Here is a 15,936-nt window from a genome sequence, read left to right as displayed (position 1 = left end):
TGCCGTCAGCGCCGCTTCGCCGCCTGAGGTGTTTCGTGCAGTTTTGGCGGCAGCGCCGCCGGCCGAACTTCCGGCCGCGGACCGGCCGCCGGTGCGGGGCCGGCGCCGGGTACGACGATTTCCGAATCGGCCTTGCGGCGCCAGAACCATCTGAGATGGCTGAACCGGCTGAGATAGATATAGACGACAGGCGTGGTGTAAAGCGTCAGGAACTGCGACAGCAGCAAGCCACCGACAATGGCGATGCCCAGCGGCCGGCGAAGCTCGGAGCCGGCGCCGCTGCCCAGCGCCAGCGGCAGGCCGCCCAAGAGTGCCGCCATCGTCGTCATCATGATCGGCCGGAAGCGCAGGATGCAGGCCTGGTAGATCGCTTCTTCCGCCGGCAGGTTGCGTCGTCGCTCGCCCTCCAGCGCGAAGTCGATCATCATGATGGCGTTCTTCTTGACGATGCCGACCAGCAGGATGACGCCGATCAGCGCGATCAGCGAAAAATCATAGCCGAGCGCCATCAGCGCCAGGAAGGCGCCCACGCCCGCCGACGGCAGCGTCGACAGGATGGTGATCGGGTGCACGAAGCTCTCATAGAGGATACCGAGCACGATATAGACGGCGATGATCGCCGCCAGGATCAGATAGGGCTGGTTGGCCAGCGATGACTGGAACACCTTTGCCGAGCCCTGGTAGCGCGCCGTCAGCGTCGCCGGCAGGATCATCGACTGTTCGAGCTTCTGGATCGCCGTGATGGCGTCGCCGAGCGAATGGCCGGCCGCCAGGTTGAACGACAGCGTCACCGCCGGAAACTGATCCTGGTGGTTGATCGTCAGCGGCGACACCGACGTCTCGTAATGCGCCAGCGTCGACAGCGGCACCATCTGTCCGCTGGTGCTGGAACGCACGAACAGGCGCGCCAGCGCCGAGGCATCCCCCTGGAAGCGCGGCTGCAGTTCCAGCACGACATGGTGCTGGTCGAGTTGGGTGAAGATCGTCGCCACCTGGCGCTGGCCGAAGGCGTCATAGAGCGTGTCGTCGACGGCTTGCGGCGTGATGCCGAGCTGCCCGATCAGGTCGCGGTCGATCTTCAGCGTCATCCTGGGCGCGCTCGCCTGCAGGTCGCCGGTCACGTCCTGCAATTCGGGCAAGGTCTGCAATTTGGCCAGTATGATCGGCGCCCATTTGAACAGCTCGTTCACGTCGGGATCCTGCAGCGTGTATTGATACTGCGTCTTGCTGACCCGCGCGCCGATCTGCACGTCCTGGCGGGCCTGGCCGAACAGGGCGATGCCCTCGACCTTGGCCGCCGCCTTGCGCAGGCGATTGATCACCTGCGTCGCCGTCGCATGCCGCTCGCTCAGCGGCTTCAGGTCGATCATCAGCCGGCCGCTGTTCACGGTCGGGTTGGCGCCGACCCAGTAATAGACCGTCTGCACATCGGGATCGGCGGTGACCACCTTGGCCAGTTCGTGCTGGCGTTGCACCATGGCGTCGTAGGAGATGTCCTGCGCCGCTTCCGAACTGCCCGAAATGGTGCCGTTGTCCTGCTGCGGAAAGAATCCCTTGGGGATGACCTGGTAGAGATAGAAGGTGGCGCCGAGCGTCGCCGCCATGAACAGCAGCATCACCGGCTTGTGGCGGAGCACCCAGCGCAAGCCCACCTCATAGACATGCAGCATGCCGGTGAAAGTGGCTTCGAGAGCCCGCGACACGACGTTCTCGCGCGCATTGTGGTCGATCGGCTTCAGCAGCCAGCCGCACATCATCGGCGTCAGCGTCAGCGAAATCAGCCCGGACATCATGATGGCGATGCTGACGGCGACCGCGAATTCGCGAAACAGCCGGCCGATCAGCCCGCTCATCAGCAACAGCGGGATGAAGACGGCGACCAGCGACAGCGTCATCGAGATGATGGTGAAGCCGATCTCGCGCGATCCGCTGAGTGCCGCCTGCAGCGGCGTGTCGCCGTTCTCGATGTGGCGGATGATGTTCTCCACCATGACGATGGCGTCGTCGATGATGAAGCCGACGGCGATGGTCAGCGCCATCAGCGACACATTGTCGATCGTGTAGCCGAGCAGGTACATCGCCGCGCAGGTGCACAAGAGCGACACCGGAATGGTGATGCTGGGGATGAGCGTCGCGCGCACATGCCGCAGGAACAGGAAGATGACCAGCACGACCAGCCCGATGCTGATCGCCATGGTGAACTGCACCTCGGAGACGGATGAGCGGATCGTCTGCGTGCGGTCGCCCAGGATCTGCATCTTGACCGACGGCGGCAGCGTGCGCTGAAGCTCCGGCAGCACGTTCTTGATCAGTTGCACCGTCTGGTTGATGTTGAAGCCCGGCTGCTTGTGGACATCGATGATGACGGCCCGCTGGCTGCCTAGCCACGCCGCCTGCCGGATATCCTCGACGCCGTCGATGGCCGTGCCGATGTCGCTGACGCGGACCGGCGCGCCGTTGCGGTAGGCGATGATCACCGAATTGAACGACGCCGCATTGGACAGCTGGTCAGTGGCGTCGAGCGTCAGCGATTGGCGCGGACCGTTCAGCGTGCCCTTCGGAGCATTGACGCTTGCCGTCGCGATCGCGGCGCGGATATCCTCCAGGCTGAGCCCGAGTGCGGCGGCCGCGGACGGGTTGACCTGGATGCGGACCGCCGATTTCTGCTCGCCATGGAAGTCGACGAGCCCGACGCCAGTAACGCGCGACAGCTGCAGGGCCAGGTAGTTCTCGACATAGTCGTTGACCTTGTCGATCGGCAGGTCGGTGGAGGTGACGGCGATCGACATCAGCTGCGCGTCGGCCGGATTGGCCTTTTCGTAGGTCGGCGGGCTGGGAAGGTCCTTCGGCAGGTCGCCGCCGGCGGCGCTGATCGCGGTCTGCACGTCCTGCGCGGCGCCGTCGAGGCTGCGGTCGAGATCGAATTCGACCTGGATCGAGGTGCGCCCGAGCGAGCTGCTCGAACTGATCGACGTCACGCCCGAAATCAGCGCCAGCTGCCGTTCGAGTGGTGCCGCAACCGTCGTCGCCATCGTCTCGGCGCTCGAGCCCGGCAGGTTGGCCGAGATCTGCAGTGTCGGGATGTCGACCTGGGGCACGCCGGCAATCGGCAGCAGGAAATACGCCACAAGGCCGACCAGCGTCACGCCGATGGCCAGCAGCGTGGTGGCGATCGGCCGGACGATGAAGGGCGCTGATATGTTCATGGCGCGAGTGCCGCCTGGGCCGGTCCGGTGACGTCGACCAGGTCCCCCTCCTGGACGCGGTACTGGCCGTCGGTGACGACGGTGTCGCCGGGCTGGACGCCTTCGCCTACGACGGCAAGCTCGGCATTCGAATACGCCACCGTCACCGGCCGTTTGACGATGTGCCTGTCCTTGCCGACCACGAAAGCATAGGTCCCGTCGGGTCCGCGCACAATCGCCGTCACCGGAACCGTGACCACGCCGCGCTGGAATTCCACCTGGACGCGGACATTGACGAATTGTCCGGGCCACAGCCGGTCGTCGGCATTGTCGAAGACGGCGCGTATCCGGATTGTCGCGGTGGCGCCATTGATCTGGTTGTCGACAACGCTGAGGCTGCCGGTGGCCAGTTGCTGGCCGCCATTGTCCTGCGCGACCACGGGGGCATTGCCGGCCTTCATCACCGCCTGGATACGTGGGAGATCGGCGGACGGCAGCGAGAAATCCACCGCGATCGGATGGATCTGGCTGATCCGCACGATGCCGCCGGTGTCGCTGGCGCGGATGATGTTGCCGGCATCGACCATGTGGATGCCGGCCCGGCCGTCGAGCGGCGAGCGGATCTGCGTGAAGCGCAGCTGGATCTGCTGTATGTCGATGGCGGCCTGGTCGACCTTGACGGTCGCTTCCAGCTGCGCCACGGCGGCCTTGGCAGTGTCAAGCACCTGCGTCGAGCCGACGCCCTTGGTGGTCAGCGTCTGCGCACGGGCGAGATCCAGCCTGGCATTTGCCAGCGACACGTCATCGCGCGTCCTGGTGGCCTGGGCCTGCTCCAGCGCCGCTTGCAGTGGTTGCGGATCGATCTCGGCGATGAGGTCGCCTTCATGCACGTCCTGTCCGTCGGCGAAGTCCAGCTTGATGAGCTGGCCGTCGATGCGGCTGGTCACGGTCACCGTGCGCAGCGGCGCGACGGAGCCAAGGCCGACGAGAAACACCGGCACATCGGCGCGGCGCGCAACGTCGGCAACTACCGGAATTGCGGCGCCCGCCGCCAGGGCGTCGACAACGGCCGAAGCGCCTGCCACGCCTAGAGTGAGTGAACCAAAAACAATGGCCCGAAGGGTTCGGAAGGCCTTGCACCAGTCGGCGATCATGCTTGGTCTCGTCCGTCCGGTTCTACGTCGTGTACAGTGGACGTGCGGCGAGTTCCTGACAAACCACGGTCCCGTGACCGGCATCTTTGCGGGCTCAACCTTTCCGGCGCATCACCGCCAGCTTACCGATCTGTAAGTTCCCCGCCTTACGGGATTGATGTCAGCGAGGCCTCAAGCGGCATCGGCGGCTCTTACCTGGCATGCCTGGCCCGCATCTCGCTCAGGAAAGCAGCGCTGTCGAAGGCAGCGGGTGCACCCGATTCCTCGCCGGCAATGAGCGCGTTCTGCAAGGCACGGACCTTGGCTTCGTGCTCTTCCAGCTACGAGGCATTGCCGTCATCCCCGCAGGATGGGATCGAGCACGGGCAGGCTGACGATCGACGCCATGGCGATGAGGCCATAGCAGGCCCAGCGATAGCTGCGTTCGCTTGTGCGGCCAAAGAGGCGCGATCCCAGATAGAGACCGAACCCGTAAAGCGGGCCGGTCACCAGCGCCAGGGCGATGACAGGCCGCGTGATCAGGCCGCCGCCCAGATAGCTCGCCATGGTCAGCGCGGTAGATACCCCGAAATACAAGACGATGTTGGCGCGCACGACCTCGCCATTGTTGCCTCCACCGAGCCAGTAGGCGACCACAGGCGGGCCGCCGACCTGGGCGGCGCCTGAGAAGAAGCCGGACAACCCACCGATGCCGATGGTAAGGGGCGTGGCGGGGCGGCCGTGATAGCGCCAGCCGGACATCAGAAGGCAGAGTAGCAAGGCGACGAGCAGCACGATGGCCCAGCGCAGCGCCAGCGGGTCCATGCTGGTCAGCGCATAGGTGCCCAGGGGAACGCCGACCAGCGCGCCGAGCGTCATCGTGCCGACGCTGCGCCTGTCGGCCAGCCGCCAGGCCTTGGGCAGCAGGCCAAGGGCTGCGACGGCGTCGATGATCAACAGCAGTGGTGCCGTCGTTTGCGGCCCGATGACCGAGCTTGCCAGTGGCATGAAGATCAAGGCCGCGCCGAAGCCGGAAAAGCCGCGCGCCAGACCGGCGATGAACGCGATCGCCAGAAGGAAGAGGATCGCATTGCCGGACTGGCCGGCGATCGACAGATCAGCCATGCTCATGCCCGACCCGCATCGACGGTCGCGGACCACTGCGCTGGTCGGCGGATTTCGTTGGCATCGTCGCCGCGGATCATTGCGTGTCTCCGGTTATGGACACGGCGACCTTAACGCAGCATTCTTACAGCTCCGCAAAGAAAGATTGCCGGCTAACACTGCAAAAATGCACGACATCGACTGGAACGATTTACGCTACGTGCTGGCGCTGGCCCGCGAAGGCTCCTTCGCCGCCGCCGGTCGCCGGCTGGGCCTCGATCCGACAACGGTCGCGCGCCGCCTGCGGTCGATCGAAGGCGCACTCGGCGTGCGCCTGTTCGAGCGCGGCGCCGAAGGCGAGATGCGGCCGACGCAGGCTGGCGAGATCGCGGCCCGGCGAGCGGAAGCCGTGGAGGCGGAAATCAGCGGCCTGACGATGGCAGTAAAGGGCGCCGACAGCGAGGTCAGCGGCACGGTGCGGGTCTCCGCCGTGCCGATTCTGATCAACCGGGTGCTTATTCCGGCGATCGCGGACCTTGCCGCCCGCCATCCCGGATTGCGGGTGGAACTCATCGCGGAATCCCGCGATGTCAGCCTGACCCGGCGCGAGGCCGACATCGCACTGCGGCTTGCGCGACCCGGCGAGGAATCCGGCAGCCGGGTGATCGCCAGGCGCATCAGCATGCTCGCCTACGCCGCCTATGCCATGAGCAGCCTGTCCGCGCCCGACCTCCCCTGGCTGACCTATGAGGACGGCATGGCGCACCTGCCGCAGGCGCGCTGGATTGCCGGCGTCGCCCGCAAGGACGGCTACGCGCCGGTCTTCGTCAACGATGCCGAAGCGCTGCTGCAGGCCGTCCTCGCCGGGCTTGGCCGCTCGCTGCTACCCTGCATCGTCGCCGATCCAATCGCCGGCCTCGCGCGCGGGCTGGGGGATGGGCATGCGTTTCCGGCGCGCGAACTGTGGCTGCTCACACACCCCGACCTTCGCCACCTCGCCCGCATCGCGGCGGTCACCGCCTGGATCGAGGCGACGATCGCGCGGCTGGAGGGTCAATCCGCTTCAGCATGATGATCGAGGATGGCAACGTTGCCTACAGCCGCGCGAACGGGACGAGCATCGACACCCGTTGGCGTAGGCATCATAGGCACCCTCGCCCAGTTGCCGGCGCAGCCACGCCTCTTCCAGCCTGGCTTTCGTCACCATGCCCGCCAGCATGATCAAGCCGCCGATGACGCCGAGCAGCGTGCCGTTCATCAGCACGGAGGCGAGAATGGCCGTCAGCAGTCCCGTATAGATGGGATGGCGCACCAGGCCATAGGGGCCGCTTTCGACGATGTGATGGTCCGGCTTGATCGTCACCGCGCTCGACCACAAGCGGCCAAGATGCACGCGCGCCCACCAGCAGAAGGCAAAGCCCGCCAGCGCCAGGAGGTCGACCAGCCAGCCTTCGAAGTCGCTCAGCCGCCACAGGCACGGCAGCCAGGCAATGCGGTAGGGATAAACGAGCAGACAAAACCCGACGACAAGGCTGACCCGGTAGAGCAGCACCAAGCGGCCGCCTTCGACCCTCGTCGCCGCGCTCGACCAGCGCGCGGCGACGAGCCAGGAAACCACCCAGGTCAGCCACAGCAACCACAGCACAATGCCCGGTCTGAAACCCATGCGCCAATCTCCCCCTGGTCCAGTCAGGAATTCCAGGGGGTATAAGGCCGAGCCGCCGCAGCCGCTCTGCACATTCTCGTCAGCGAATGGCAGCGTTCCCTGTTCTCACGGCTGCGACAACCGGGGATAGCTCTGGTCGACGGCGCCCTGCTTGCGGGCGACACGGCATAGCTGCTCATACATGATCGTCGCTGCGTTGAGCGCGGTGATCCCGGCCACATCGTAGGGAGGCGATACCTCGACGACATCGCAGCCGACGACATCAAGGTCGCAAAGCGCCCGCAGGACGCGCAGCAGCTTGAGCGGCGTCAGGCCGCCGACGACGGGCGTTCCCGTTCCCGGCGCATAGGCCGGATCGAGGCAGTCTATATCCACCGTCAGGTAGCAGGGGCCCTCGCCCACGACCTGCCGGATGATCGCCGCAATGCCCTCGGGCGTGGCATCGTCACAGGCAACATTGTCGAGGATGGCAATGCCCAAGGGATCATCGACCCATGTGCGGATGCCGACCTGGATCGACCGCGCCGGGTCGATGATGCCCGTCTCGACGGCGGTGCGGAACATCGTGCCGTGATCCATGGCCAGTTCGCCGGGAGCCGCCTTGGGGTCCTGCCAAGTGTCGGGATGCGCGTCGAACTGGATCAAGGCCAGCTTTCCGTGACGCGCCGCCGTCGCCTTCAGCAAGGGGTAGGAGATGAAATGATCCCCGCCAAGGCAGAACAGCGTTGCCCCGGTGGCGATCGCCGCAGCCGCCGCGGCTTCGATGGCTCCGGGGATTGAGCGGGAATCGCCATAGTGGAGATAGACGTCACCGAGATCGACAGCCCTGACATGTTGAAGCGGGTCGAACCCGCCGGGATAGGCCGGCAGTTCGGCAAGCTGCCCCGAGGCGCCACGGATGGCGCCCGGCCCCAGTCTCGCCCCCGGCCGGTTGGACGTGGCCAGATCGAACGGAATGCCAAGGAAGGCGACGTCGGCGCCTTCCGCACTTCCCGCATGGGGAATTCGAAGAAATGTTCGCGCCGTGCTGAAAGTCTGCTCGGACGCGATGATCGATGATGATGTGACAGCGGACAAGGGACACCTCTCCCAGGTGTCGTCCGGCCGACACCGGTGATGAGTGCCAGGACTGGCTGCCTCCGTTTCTCGGCGGTGGAGGCATGATTGAGAGCGCGCGGCCTGTCAACCTCGGCTTTGCAGGTGTCGTCAATCCTGATGGAAGCCGGGAACGTCGCGCCGTTGCAATGGCTTACGCAGCCTTCCTGACCTCGATGGTCAGATGCGACAGGGAACGGAACCGTGTCAACCTGGCGCGATAATAATCCTCGCCGCGCCGTGTCGGCGTGACCACGGAGACGATGGCGCCGAGATGCCCCGGCCCCAGCCGCCACAGATGCAGGTCGGCCAGCTCGTCGCCTTCGCTCTCGATGGTCTGGCGAAGATTGTCGGCCATGCGACGGTCCGGGTTCATGTCGAGCAGCACGGCGCTGGTGTCGCGGATCAGCCCGAGCGCCCAGCTGGCGATGACCACGGCGCCGACGATGCCGGCCAGCGGATCCATCCACAGCCAGCCGAAGGCGCGCGCCAGGATCAGCCCGACGATGACCAGCACGGAAACGGCGGCGTCGGCGACGACATGAACCACGGCGGCGCGCATGTTGTTGTCGCGGACCGCCTTGCCTTCAGCGTGCTCATGCTCCTCGAAGGCGACCATGTGGCTCTGGCCGTTGATGGTGACATTGGCCTGGAAGGCATGCGGCTCGGGAATCTCGTCGATGGATTCCAGGCCCTCGCCCAGATCGGCGAAGGCGAAGGTCTGCCGCGCGCCATCCGGCCGCACGGTTTCGATCGAAACAGTGGAAGCCATGAGCGGCGACCCGGATTGCGCGCGCAGCCGGAAACGCGGCGGCACGCCATCCTCGAACACCTCCAGCATCACATCGCCATCCGCCGTGGAGATAATGCGCGTTTCGTCATGCCCATGCTCATCGGCGTGGCTGTGGCCATGCCCGTGGCTGTGGCCATGATCGTGATGACCGCTGCCGCTCAACAGCCAGGCGCTGGCAATGTTGACGGCAAGGCCAAGGCAGGCGACGGGGATAGCCTCGGCGAAATGGATGGGCACGGGCGCATAGAGGCGCGAGACGGATTCGTAGCCGATCAGCAGAGCGATCATGGCCAGGATGATGGCGCTGGTGAACCCGGCGAGATCGCCGAGCTTGCCTGTGCCGAAGGTGAAGCGCGGGTCGGCGGCATGCCGGCGCGCATAGGTGTAGGCAAGGGCCGCCAACAGCAGCGCGCCGGCATGCGTGCTCATATGCAACCCGTCGGCGACAAGCGCGATCGAGCCAAACAAGAGGCCGCCGACGATCTCGGCCACCATCATGGCCGCGCAGAGCCAGATCACCGCCCAGGTCTTGCGCTCGCTCTTGCTGTGCTCCTCGCCCAGGAACATATGGCTGTGAATGGCGGCTGTGCTCATGACGGAACTCACTTCACATAGGTACGGATGACATCGAGCAACTCGTCGACCGCTTCCGTGTTGAGCGCGCCGGGGTGGCGCTCCGCGTCGACGAGATGCGTGCGCACATGGTCCTCGATCACCTCGCTCATCAGCCCGGTCATGGCGCCGCGTGCGCCGGCGATGAGATGCATGACCGCCTCGCAGCCAACCTCGCTGTCGAGCGCCCGCTCGATGGCCTCGACCTGGCCCTTGATGCGGCGCACGCGCGCCAGAAGCTTCTGTTTTTCACGGATCGTGTGCGTCATGCCGCCGATGTAGCATAGCCCCCTACCCTATACAAGGTATTCATCCATCTCCGTGATCGGCGCCAAGAGGCAGGCATGACTGCATCCGGCACATGCTTTACCCGCGCCGGTATTGGTGCAAGAGTTTGGCCGGGTTGGGAACAGTGCAGAACTGCGCATCGAACTTGTTTGGTAGCGGAATTCTATCACAAGCCCTCGGTGGGTTGAGCGCGGAAGCCGGCGGCGCCAGTTTTGGCGTGACGGCCGATCCACGCCGCACCGGGCGGCGGCTCCTAAGGGCGGGTTATATTGGCATGAACTATTTCGAAGGGCGTTCGCTCACGCACGACTGGACTTCCTTTCACCTGGAAGTCTGGGAAAGCTTGCTTCGCGACAAGGTCCACTCCGCCACCGAGGTGCTGGAAGTAGGCTCGTTCGAGGGCCGATCGGCGCTTTTCTTCCTGCAGTTTCTGCCAAAGTCGCGGATAATCTGCGTCGATACGTTCGAAGGCGGTATCGAACATATCACCGCGGGGTCGGAACACGCAGCCGACATGGCCGACGTCGAGGCCCGGTTCGACCACAACATGAAGCCGTTCGCTGCACGGGTCGACAGGCGCAAGGGCGCCTCGATCGATGTCCTGCCGCAACTGCGCACCGAGGAACGCGTGTTCGACATCGTCTATATCGACGGCGATCACCGTGCCGCCTCGGTCTTTGCCGACGCAAGCCTGTGCTGGACCTTGCTTGACCATGCCGGCGTCATGATCCTGGATGACTATCGCTGGAAGCTGGACTATCCGGTCACCGAGCGTCCGGCCGCGGGCATCGACGCCTTCCTTCAAGAGATCGACGGCGACTTCGACCTGCTGCACAAGGGCGAGCAGGTCATCATCCGCAAAAAGCTGCCGGCGGCAGCCTCGGGCATCACGCTGGGAGGCCGTGGCATCGACGGACTTGCCGGCGGCGCCCTCGTTGCTCCCCTCGTCAGCTTCGTCGTCATCGCCTGGAACTACGGCCGCTATGTCGGGGCAACGATCGATTCCATCCGCAAGCAGGATTATCCGCACTTCGAATGCATCGTCATCGACAATGGCTCGACGGATGATAGCGCCGAAGTCATCGCCAGGCACATCGACGGCGACAGCCGGTTCCGGCTCGAAACCTTGCCCCAAAACCATGGCCAACTTGGCGCCGCGCTATGGGCGCTGGACAAGATCAAAGGTGGTTTCGTCAGTTTCATCGATGCCGACGACGTGCTTTTCGAGAACTACGCCTCGACGCATATCCAGGTGCATATGGCACTGCCCAGAAGTGTCGCCTTCACCTCTGCCAATGTCGCGGAAATGGATGTCGACGGCAACGCGCTGTCGTCCTCCTACCTGCACCACAAGCTCGAGCGAAAGGACGCTGTGCGGGGATTGCGCCCGGCGCAAACAGTGCTTCGGCTGCCGACCATTTCGGCCTCGACCTACAGATTCCTGGCCGACAACACGGCGAGCGTTCCAAGATGGCAGCAAGGGTGGTTTTGGGCGCCGGGCACAGCGAACATGTTCCGTGCTTCGGTGCTGCGTCTGGTCATGCTGGGTGACGGCAGCAAACCCTACATGCACCCCGCCGATGGCTACTTCAACGTCGTCAGCCACGCATTCGCCGGCAGCGCGCTCGTCAATGTGCCGCTATCGGGATACCGGTTGCATCCGAGCAACTACTATGCGGTTAGCGAGAGCATCGATGGCTTGCGGGGCGGAACGGCGGCTTTTGCGAAGAAATCCCGTGATTTCACCTATGAGACCATCGATCTCCTGCTGAGGGAATGTGAGCGATACGCCTGGGCCATCGGAACCGACTTCTGGTCCGTTCTGGATCAGGTCACCCGTCAGGAACGGCAGATGTTGCGTCCCTATTTCGCCGATGAGCGCGCCTTTCAGCTCTTCATGCACCATGCGCCGAAACTGGTGGCCGTCTTCGGCCGCCGGGTGTTTCGCCGCCAGGTGGTGGCGCGTTTTTCGGGGTGTCAGGCCAGGGCAATCCTGCGCGCCGGTCTCGGTCGCCTGACGCTGTGCGATCACTGGAAGATAATCTCCAGCCGCCATCGCATTCGCAGATCGAAGCAAAAATAATGGAGAAACGTCCGAAAGTAAGCTTCGTCATCATCAACTACAACTACGGGCTCTACGTCGAACAGGCCATTTCGAGTGTGATGTCCCAGGACTATGCCGACTTCGAGTGCTATGTGATCGACAACAATTCGACGGACACGAGCCGGGAGGTGATCGCGCGGTTGAAAATTCCGACGACAGGCTTCGGCTGGAATATCTCGACACCAACCTCAACCAGATGGGTGCGTTCCTGCATGTCCTCGACAGGCTGTCCGGCGACCTGGTCAGCATTGTCGATGCCGACGACTTCCTCCTTGCAAATTATGCGGCCTTCCACGTCCAACTGCACCTCGACTGTCCCGGGCGGGTGGCGGTAACGTCGGGGGGCGTTCTCGAGGTGGACTCGGCGGGATGTCCGATATCGCCGAGCTTCGCGTGGTTCCTGCATGGCAAGGTCGGCGCTTCCTTGGACAAAGCCGACATTCCACCTTCGCCCGGCATTCTCGTCGGCCAGGAGCGCGGGGTGCTGTGGCGGCAGTCCACAATCATCGCACCGCATGAACCCGGCTGGCATTGGTCGCCAGGTACCGCCAACATGTATAGGCGCTCGCATCTGCAGCGTGCCCGGCCCATGCTGGATGTGGTCAACGCGTCAGCGACCGACAACTACTTCATGCCGTTCGTGCATGCGCTGGGCGGTTCGGCCTGCATCGACATCCCGCTGTCGGCCTACCGGATTCATGGAAAGAACCGTTTTGGCGAAATACCGTCGCTTTCAGGCCTGAGGACGACCGGCGTAGCCGCTTCAAAGCGCTCGGCAACGCATCGAAGGGCCATGATAAAGGCGCTTGCCGCGCGAGCCCGCGATTTTGTCGCGACCCACCCGCAGTCCTTCTGGACACTGATGGACGCACCCGCTGCCTGCGACGGCGTTTCGCGGCAACGCTATTTCACCGACCCGGCCATCCAGGAAATCCTTGCCGACCATTATGGCGAGCTGATCGCGGCTTGCGGCGAAGCGCAAACAAACAGCGAATTGCGCACCCGCATGGGCGCCAAGGCCTTCGCTGCATTCCTGGTCTACCTGCGCACGCATCGCCAACGCGCTTTGGTTGAGACACGCCCTGCCGCCCCCTCGACACGATGAGGATCATCGGCCGTTCCTTCTCCACATCGAGTTCCGGCTGGTCCCTGATCTGCTGTTCTGTCGGCCGCCATACCATCACCCGGTCGATGCGGAAGCCGGTGTCGATCAGCATGTTCAGCGTCGTGCCGATGGTGCGGTGGTGCTTGATCGCGCCCTTGGCCAGCCAGTCTGTGCGGCGCTCGCCCTCCACCGAATAGCCGTCGATCGGCCAGGCCTGGCGCCCGGCCTCGTCCAGCGCCCAGCCTGGATTGGTCGGCGCCATGTAGCTCGGATGCTCAATGGTGAAGACCGGTGATATCGTGACGTTCGCGATGCCGGCGATCGTTCCCGCACTGTCAGACGCTCATCAACGGCGCCATAGAGCCCGTCATCACCAGCCTTCGGCTAACGCCAGCGGCGGGGGACCGTGGTGGCGTGGAAGGCTTTTGTGGGGGCTTAGTCGCTTTCGACGGTGACGTTGATGAAGTCCCGATAAATCTCGACGTGAATGAGGGGAGTGCCATCCAGAATCGCACGCCTGGCGGCGTTTGTGAAAGTGCCGCTGTCCAGCATGCGCTCCAGCTTTGCGCGGTTGCCCTTGTCGAGAAAGAAAGAGTCTCCCTCGTCCTCGTCTTCCCCTTTGCCGTAGACATAGAGGTTAGCGCGATCCTGACGAATAATGGCGGCCGCGCTGGTCAATCGTTCGCCTGACGAGTTGAAATGGTCGGCTGCGCTCAGACGCGCCGTGTAATTTTCGATGGGCCCAGCAAATGCAGCGGTAGAAGCAGCCAACAAGATGGCGGCAGCCAAATATAACGGTTTCATGATTCCACCCCAAAATCCAAACGGATCATCTAGACGGTAGTCGAGGGGATGTCGACTACGGGGATCGCAAGCATCCATGATCCAGCGCCCCGGCAGCGATTTGAAATCCTTGCCGGTCGGTACGAGCCGCAGCTTCGGCAGGCTTTTCTTGAAGCCATTGACGACATCCGCTCGAACATTGTCTCGCGCCGTATCGTCGAGCACCTGGAGCGTGGCGACATCAACGGGGAACCGTGGTGGCCTATGCCGCTTTCATTGCTGGCTAAATCTGGCGGGCATTGGAATACCCGTTTGCATCCCAAGCACGCCCGTTGCCCATGAGCGCATCTCCGGTGAAGCATCGCTCGACTTCAGTATTGATATGGCCAATGAAAACATATCTTCGGATGGCTTTTGGTTAGCGGCCATATAGGTAAAATATCCGACAATGATCGCACATCCTATCGATATGATCGGCGAAGCGAATAGCATCGTCGCCTGGACAATTGATCGGCTGCGTTGAACCAGGTTGGGCTTCGGAAGCTCTTCCTCATCAATAATATCAGTCATTCCACTCCCCTGCGCAGAACACCAACGCAGGAACTGTGGATTACATTAGTTAAAATGCGGATAAGGCCATTTCGGCGGACGGAGGGACAGTAACCGATGCTCAGGCGCCTATCACCTCGCGAGCGTTGGAACCAGCTATGATCCTTTGCTGCGCACGGCCTGCATCGAGGCAATCGACGACACCCCGTCGAACATTATGCTCCGGTTCGACGTCCGCAACGTAGACGTCGAGCGGCGGCTCAGGGATCATTCCTCCTGCAGATCGGCGCCCCTACCGGCCCGCGGACACGATCAGGATCATCGGCCGCTCCTTCTCGACATCGAGTTCCGGCTGGTCCCTGATCTGCTCTTCGGTCGGCCGCCACTCCACCAGGCGGTCGATGCGGAAGCCGGTGTCGATCAGCGTGTTCAACGTCGTGCCGATGGTGCGGTGGTGCTTGATCACGCCCTTGGCCAGCCAGTCGGTGCGGCGCTCGCCCTCGACCGAATAGCCGTCGATCGGCCAGGTCTGGCGTCCGGTCTCGTCCAGCGCCCATCCCGGATTGCTCGGCGCCATGTAGATCGGATGCTCGATGGTGAAGACGAAGCAGCTGCCGGGCACCAGCGCCTCATGCACCACCCGCATCAGCCGCGCGAAATCCTCGACATAATGGAAGGTCAGCGAGCTGTAGGCGAAATCGAAGGCACCAGTGGGCAGCACCAGCGTGTCGAGATCCGCGATGGCATAGGATACGGCGGGACTGTTGGTATCCTGCCGCGCCCGCGCCAGCATGTTTTCGGAGAGATCGAGGCCAACAACGCTCTTTGCGCCCTGCCCCGCTGCCCAGCGGCAGAACCAGCCGAAGCCGCAGCCGAGATCGACAACCCGCTTGCCCTTAAGTTCAGGCAAAAGCGCTGTGATCGCCGGCCATTCGGCCGCGCCGTCCAGCCCGTAGAGCGAGCGCGACAACTGGCCGTAGCCTTCGTAGAAATCAGCCTGATCGTAGATGTTTTGTGCCATTGTCTTCATCCCTTGGGTTCGCGGATGGACGAGGCGGAACGCCAAAAACCTCGTCCGTTACCGGCGAGGCTGCAAGCGCAATCTATTCCTAAGCGAGTCTGATCCGAACCGGGATCATGCCCCAAAGCCAGCGCGCCTGCATCCCGCCTGTTGGGATGCCGGCCGCCGGGCACCGATATGGGTTTCGTGTTCGCGCATGGGCGGAAAAGACAACAGAACCGCTGTGCCGTCAACGATGCCCGATCACATCGGGCGCTTGTCGCCGAGCTTGCGTGGGGTGCGCGGTGGGGTGGCGGTGGTCTTGTGCGCAGCGGCGATGCGCAGGATGCGCTCGAAGCGGCTTTCCTCGGCCACTTTGGTCTTTGGTGTCGGCTTCGGGACGAATGCACTCATGGATCGATCTCCGTGCTGACTGTCTGCCGTGGCCGCGCGCCGGGACATTGCCCCGGCGGCGATCTTGTAAAGCCCGGCTCAGATGAACCGAGGCGCTGCGATTCA

Annotated in this window: 15 protein-coding genes and 2 pseudogenes; 4 read left to right on the top strand and 13 right to left on the bottom strand. The window is 63.7% G+C overall.

Features of this window, described 5'->3' with window-relative positions:
• Window positions 1-5: 5 nt before the first annotated feature.
• The 4 genes and pseudogenes from ABVQ20_RS00215 to ABVQ20_RS00200 form a co-directional block, all read right to left on the bottom strand.
• Complete coding sequence (locus tag ABVQ20_RS00215) at window positions 6-3,206, bottom strand: efflux RND transporter permease subunit (protein WP_354457490.1); 3,201 nt, start codon at window positions 3,204-3,206, stop codon at window positions 6-8.
• Window positions 3,203-4,339: an efflux RND transporter periplasmic adaptor subunit gene (locus ABVQ20_RS00210; protein WP_354457489.1), complete on the bottom strand. Its 1,137-nt coding sequence runs from the start codon at window positions 4,337-4,339 to the stop codon at window positions 3,203-3,205. Before ABVQ20_RS00210 ends, ABVQ20_RS00215 begins: the two co-directional genes overlap by 4 nt.
• A 191-nt stretch (window positions 4,340-4,530) precedes the next feature.
• Window positions 4,531-4,659, bottom strand: a pseudogene (locus tag ABVQ20_RS00205) (type II toxin-antitoxin system ParD family antitoxin); the annotation flags it as partial.
• A 16-nt stretch (window positions 4,660-4,675) separates the two neighbouring features.
• On the bottom strand, window positions 4,676-5,449 hold the full coding sequence (locus ABVQ20_RS00200; protein WP_435528311.1) for a sulfite exporter TauE/SafE family protein: 774 nt from the start codon (window positions 5,447-5,449) through the stop codon (window positions 4,676-4,678).
• 160 nt (window positions 5,450-5,609) lie between these two features.
• On the opposite strand from ABVQ20_RS00200, the gene ABVQ20_RS00195 reads away from it, so the two are divergent.
• Entirely contained in the window at window positions 5,610-6,494 is an 885-nt protein-coding gene (locus ABVQ20_RS00195) for a LysR family transcriptional regulator (RefSeq protein WP_354457487.1), read from the top strand.
• On the opposite strand, the gene ABVQ20_RS00190 is transcribed toward ABVQ20_RS00195, so the two are convergent.
• The 4 genes from ABVQ20_RS00190 to ABVQ20_RS00175 form a co-directional block, all read right to left on the bottom strand.
• Window positions 6,486-7,088 carry a methyltransferase family protein gene (locus tag ABVQ20_RS00190; protein ID WP_354457486.1) on the bottom strand — a complete coding sequence of 201 codons (603 nt, stop codon included), beginning with the start codon at window positions 7,086-7,088 and terminating at the stop codon, window positions 6,486-6,488. The two genes, ABVQ20_RS00195 and ABVQ20_RS00190, sit on opposite strands and share 9 nt — an antisense overlap.
• A gap of 105 nt (window positions 7,089-7,193) precedes the next feature.
• The gene (gene speB / locus ABVQ20_RS00185) at window positions 7,194-8,165 is read right to left on the bottom strand and encodes an agmatinase (protein WP_354457484.1); all 972 of its coding nucleotides are present in this window, start codon (window positions 8,163-8,165) and stop codon (window positions 7,194-7,196) included.
• Between the two features lie 172 nt (window positions 8,166-8,337).
• Window positions 8,338-9,570: a CDF family Co(II)/Ni(II) efflux transporter DmeF gene (gene dmeF, locus ABVQ20_RS00180; protein ID WP_435528310.1), complete on the bottom strand. Its 1,233-nt coding sequence runs from the start codon at window positions 9,568-9,570 to the stop codon at window positions 8,338-8,340.
• Between the two features lie 8 nt (window positions 9,571-9,578).
• A complete protein-coding gene (locus ABVQ20_RS00175) occupies window positions 9,579-9,857 on the bottom strand; it encodes a metal/formaldehyde-sensitive transcriptional repressor (RefSeq protein WP_354457482.1) in 279 nt (92 codons plus the stop codon).
• A 293-nt stretch (window positions 9,858-10,150) separates the two neighbouring features.
• Between ABVQ20_RS00175 and ABVQ20_RS00170 the strand changes: the two genes are divergently transcribed.
• The 3 genes from ABVQ20_RS00170 (at window position 10,151) to ABVQ20_RS00160 (ending at window position 13,085) form a co-directional block, all read left to right on the top strand.
• Window positions 10,151-11,959 (top strand): glycosyltransferase, encoded by a 1,809-nt coding sequence (locus tag ABVQ20_RS00170; RefSeq protein WP_354457481.1) that lies wholly within the window; start codon window positions 10,151-10,153, stop codon window positions 11,957-11,959.
• Window positions 11,959-12,315 (top strand): glycosyltransferase family 2 protein, encoded by a 357-nt coding sequence (locus ABVQ20_RS00165; RefSeq protein WP_354457479.1) that lies wholly within the window; start codon window positions 11,959-11,961, stop codon window positions 12,313-12,315. Before ABVQ20_RS00170 ends, ABVQ20_RS00165 begins: the two co-directional genes overlap by 1 nt.
• Before the next feature lie 89 nt (window positions 12,316-12,404).
• Window positions 12,405-13,085 (top strand): hypothetical protein, encoded by a 681-nt coding sequence (locus tag ABVQ20_RS00160; protein WP_354457477.1) that lies wholly within the window; start codon window positions 12,405-12,407, stop codon window positions 13,083-13,085.
• On the opposite strand, the pseudogene ABVQ20_RS00155 reads toward ABVQ20_RS00160, so the two are convergent.
• From ABVQ20_RS00155 to ABVQ20_RS00135, 5 genes and pseudogenes are all read right to left on the bottom strand, one after another.
• Window positions 13,066-13,374: pseudogene (locus ABVQ20_RS00155) on the bottom strand (SAM-dependent methyltransferase); the annotation flags it as partial. The gene ABVQ20_RS00160 and the pseudogene ABVQ20_RS00155 overlap by 20 nt on opposite strands.
• Before the next feature lie 146 nt (window positions 13,375-13,520).
• Complete coding sequence (locus tag ABVQ20_RS00150) at window positions 13,521-14,093, bottom strand: hypothetical protein (RefSeq protein ID WP_354457475.1); 573 nt, start codon at window positions 14,091-14,093, stop codon at window positions 13,521-13,523.
• 48 nt (window positions 14,094-14,141) lie between these two features.
• On the bottom strand, window positions 14,142-14,438 hold the full coding sequence (locus ABVQ20_RS00145; RefSeq protein ID WP_354457473.1) for a hypothetical protein: 297 nt from the start codon (window positions 14,436-14,438) through the stop codon (window positions 14,142-14,144).
• 271 nt (window positions 14,439-14,709) lie between these two features.
• Window positions 14,710-15,438: a class I SAM-dependent methyltransferase gene (locus ABVQ20_RS00140; RefSeq protein ID WP_354457472.1), complete on the bottom strand. Its 729-nt coding sequence runs from the start codon at window positions 15,436-15,438 to the stop codon at window positions 14,710-14,712.
• Between the two features lie 243 nt (window positions 15,439-15,681).
• Entirely contained in the window at window positions 15,682-15,831 is a 150-nt protein-coding gene (locus tag ABVQ20_RS00135) for a hypothetical protein (protein ID WP_354457470.1), read from the bottom strand.
• Window positions 15,832-15,936 lie beyond the last annotated feature (105 nt).

It is taken from the genome of Mesorhizobium shangrilense (genome assembly GCF_040537815.1).
Classification (GTDB): domain Bacteria; phylum Pseudomonadota; class Alphaproteobacteria; order Rhizobiales; family Rhizobiaceae; genus Mesorhizobium; species Mesorhizobium shangrilense.
This window is presented reverse-complemented; position numbering and strand designations above follow the sequence as displayed.

Bases quoted from the DNA above. Each gene is read 5' to 3' on its own strand.
- ABVQ20_RS00215 (WP_354457490.1), bottom strand. From the start codon at position 3,206: ATGAACATATCAGCGCCCTTCATCGTCCGGCCGATCGCCACCACGCTG.
- ABVQ20_RS00210 (WP_354457489.1), bottom strand. From the start codon at position 4,339: ATGATCGCCGACTGGTGCAAGGCCTTCCGAACCCTTCGGGCCATTGTT.
- ABVQ20_RS00200 (WP_435528311.1), bottom strand. From the start codon at position 5,449: ATGAGCATGGCTGATCTGTCGATCGCCGGCCAGTCCGGCAATGCGATC.
- ABVQ20_RS00195 (WP_354457487.1), top strand. From the start codon at position 5,610: ATGCACGACATCGACTGGAACGATTTACGCTACGTGCTGGCGCTGGCC.
- ABVQ20_RS00190 (WP_354457486.1), bottom strand. From the start codon at position 7,088: ATGGGTTTCAGACCGGGCATTGTGCTGTGGTTGCTGTGGCTGACCTGG.
- dmeF (WP_435528310.1), bottom strand. From the start codon at position 9,570: ATGAGCACAGCCGCCATTCACAGCCATATGTTCCTGGGCGAGGAGCAC.
- ABVQ20_RS00175 (WP_354457482.1), bottom strand. From the start codon at position 9,857: ATGACGCACACGATCCGTGAAAAACAGAAGCTTCTGGCGCGCGTGCGC.
- ABVQ20_RS00170 (WP_354457481.1), top strand. From the start codon at position 10,151: ATGAACTATTTCGAAGGGCGTTCGCTCACGCACGACTGGACTTCCTTT.
- ABVQ20_RS00165 (WP_354457479.1), top strand. From the start codon at position 11,959: ATGGAGAAACGTCCGAAAGTAAGCTTCGTCATCATCAACTACAACTAC.
- ABVQ20_RS00145 (WP_354457473.1), bottom strand. From the start codon at position 14,438: ATGACTGATATTATTGATGAGGAAGAGCTTCCGAAGCCCAACCTGGTT.
- ABVQ20_RS00140 (WP_354457472.1), bottom strand. From the start codon at position 15,438: ATGGCACAAAACATCTACGATCAGGCTGATTTCTACGAAGGCTACGGC.
- ABVQ20_RS00135 (WP_354457470.1), bottom strand. From the start codon at position 15,831: ATGAGTGCATTCGTCCCGAAGCCGACACCAAAGACCAAAGTGGCCGAG.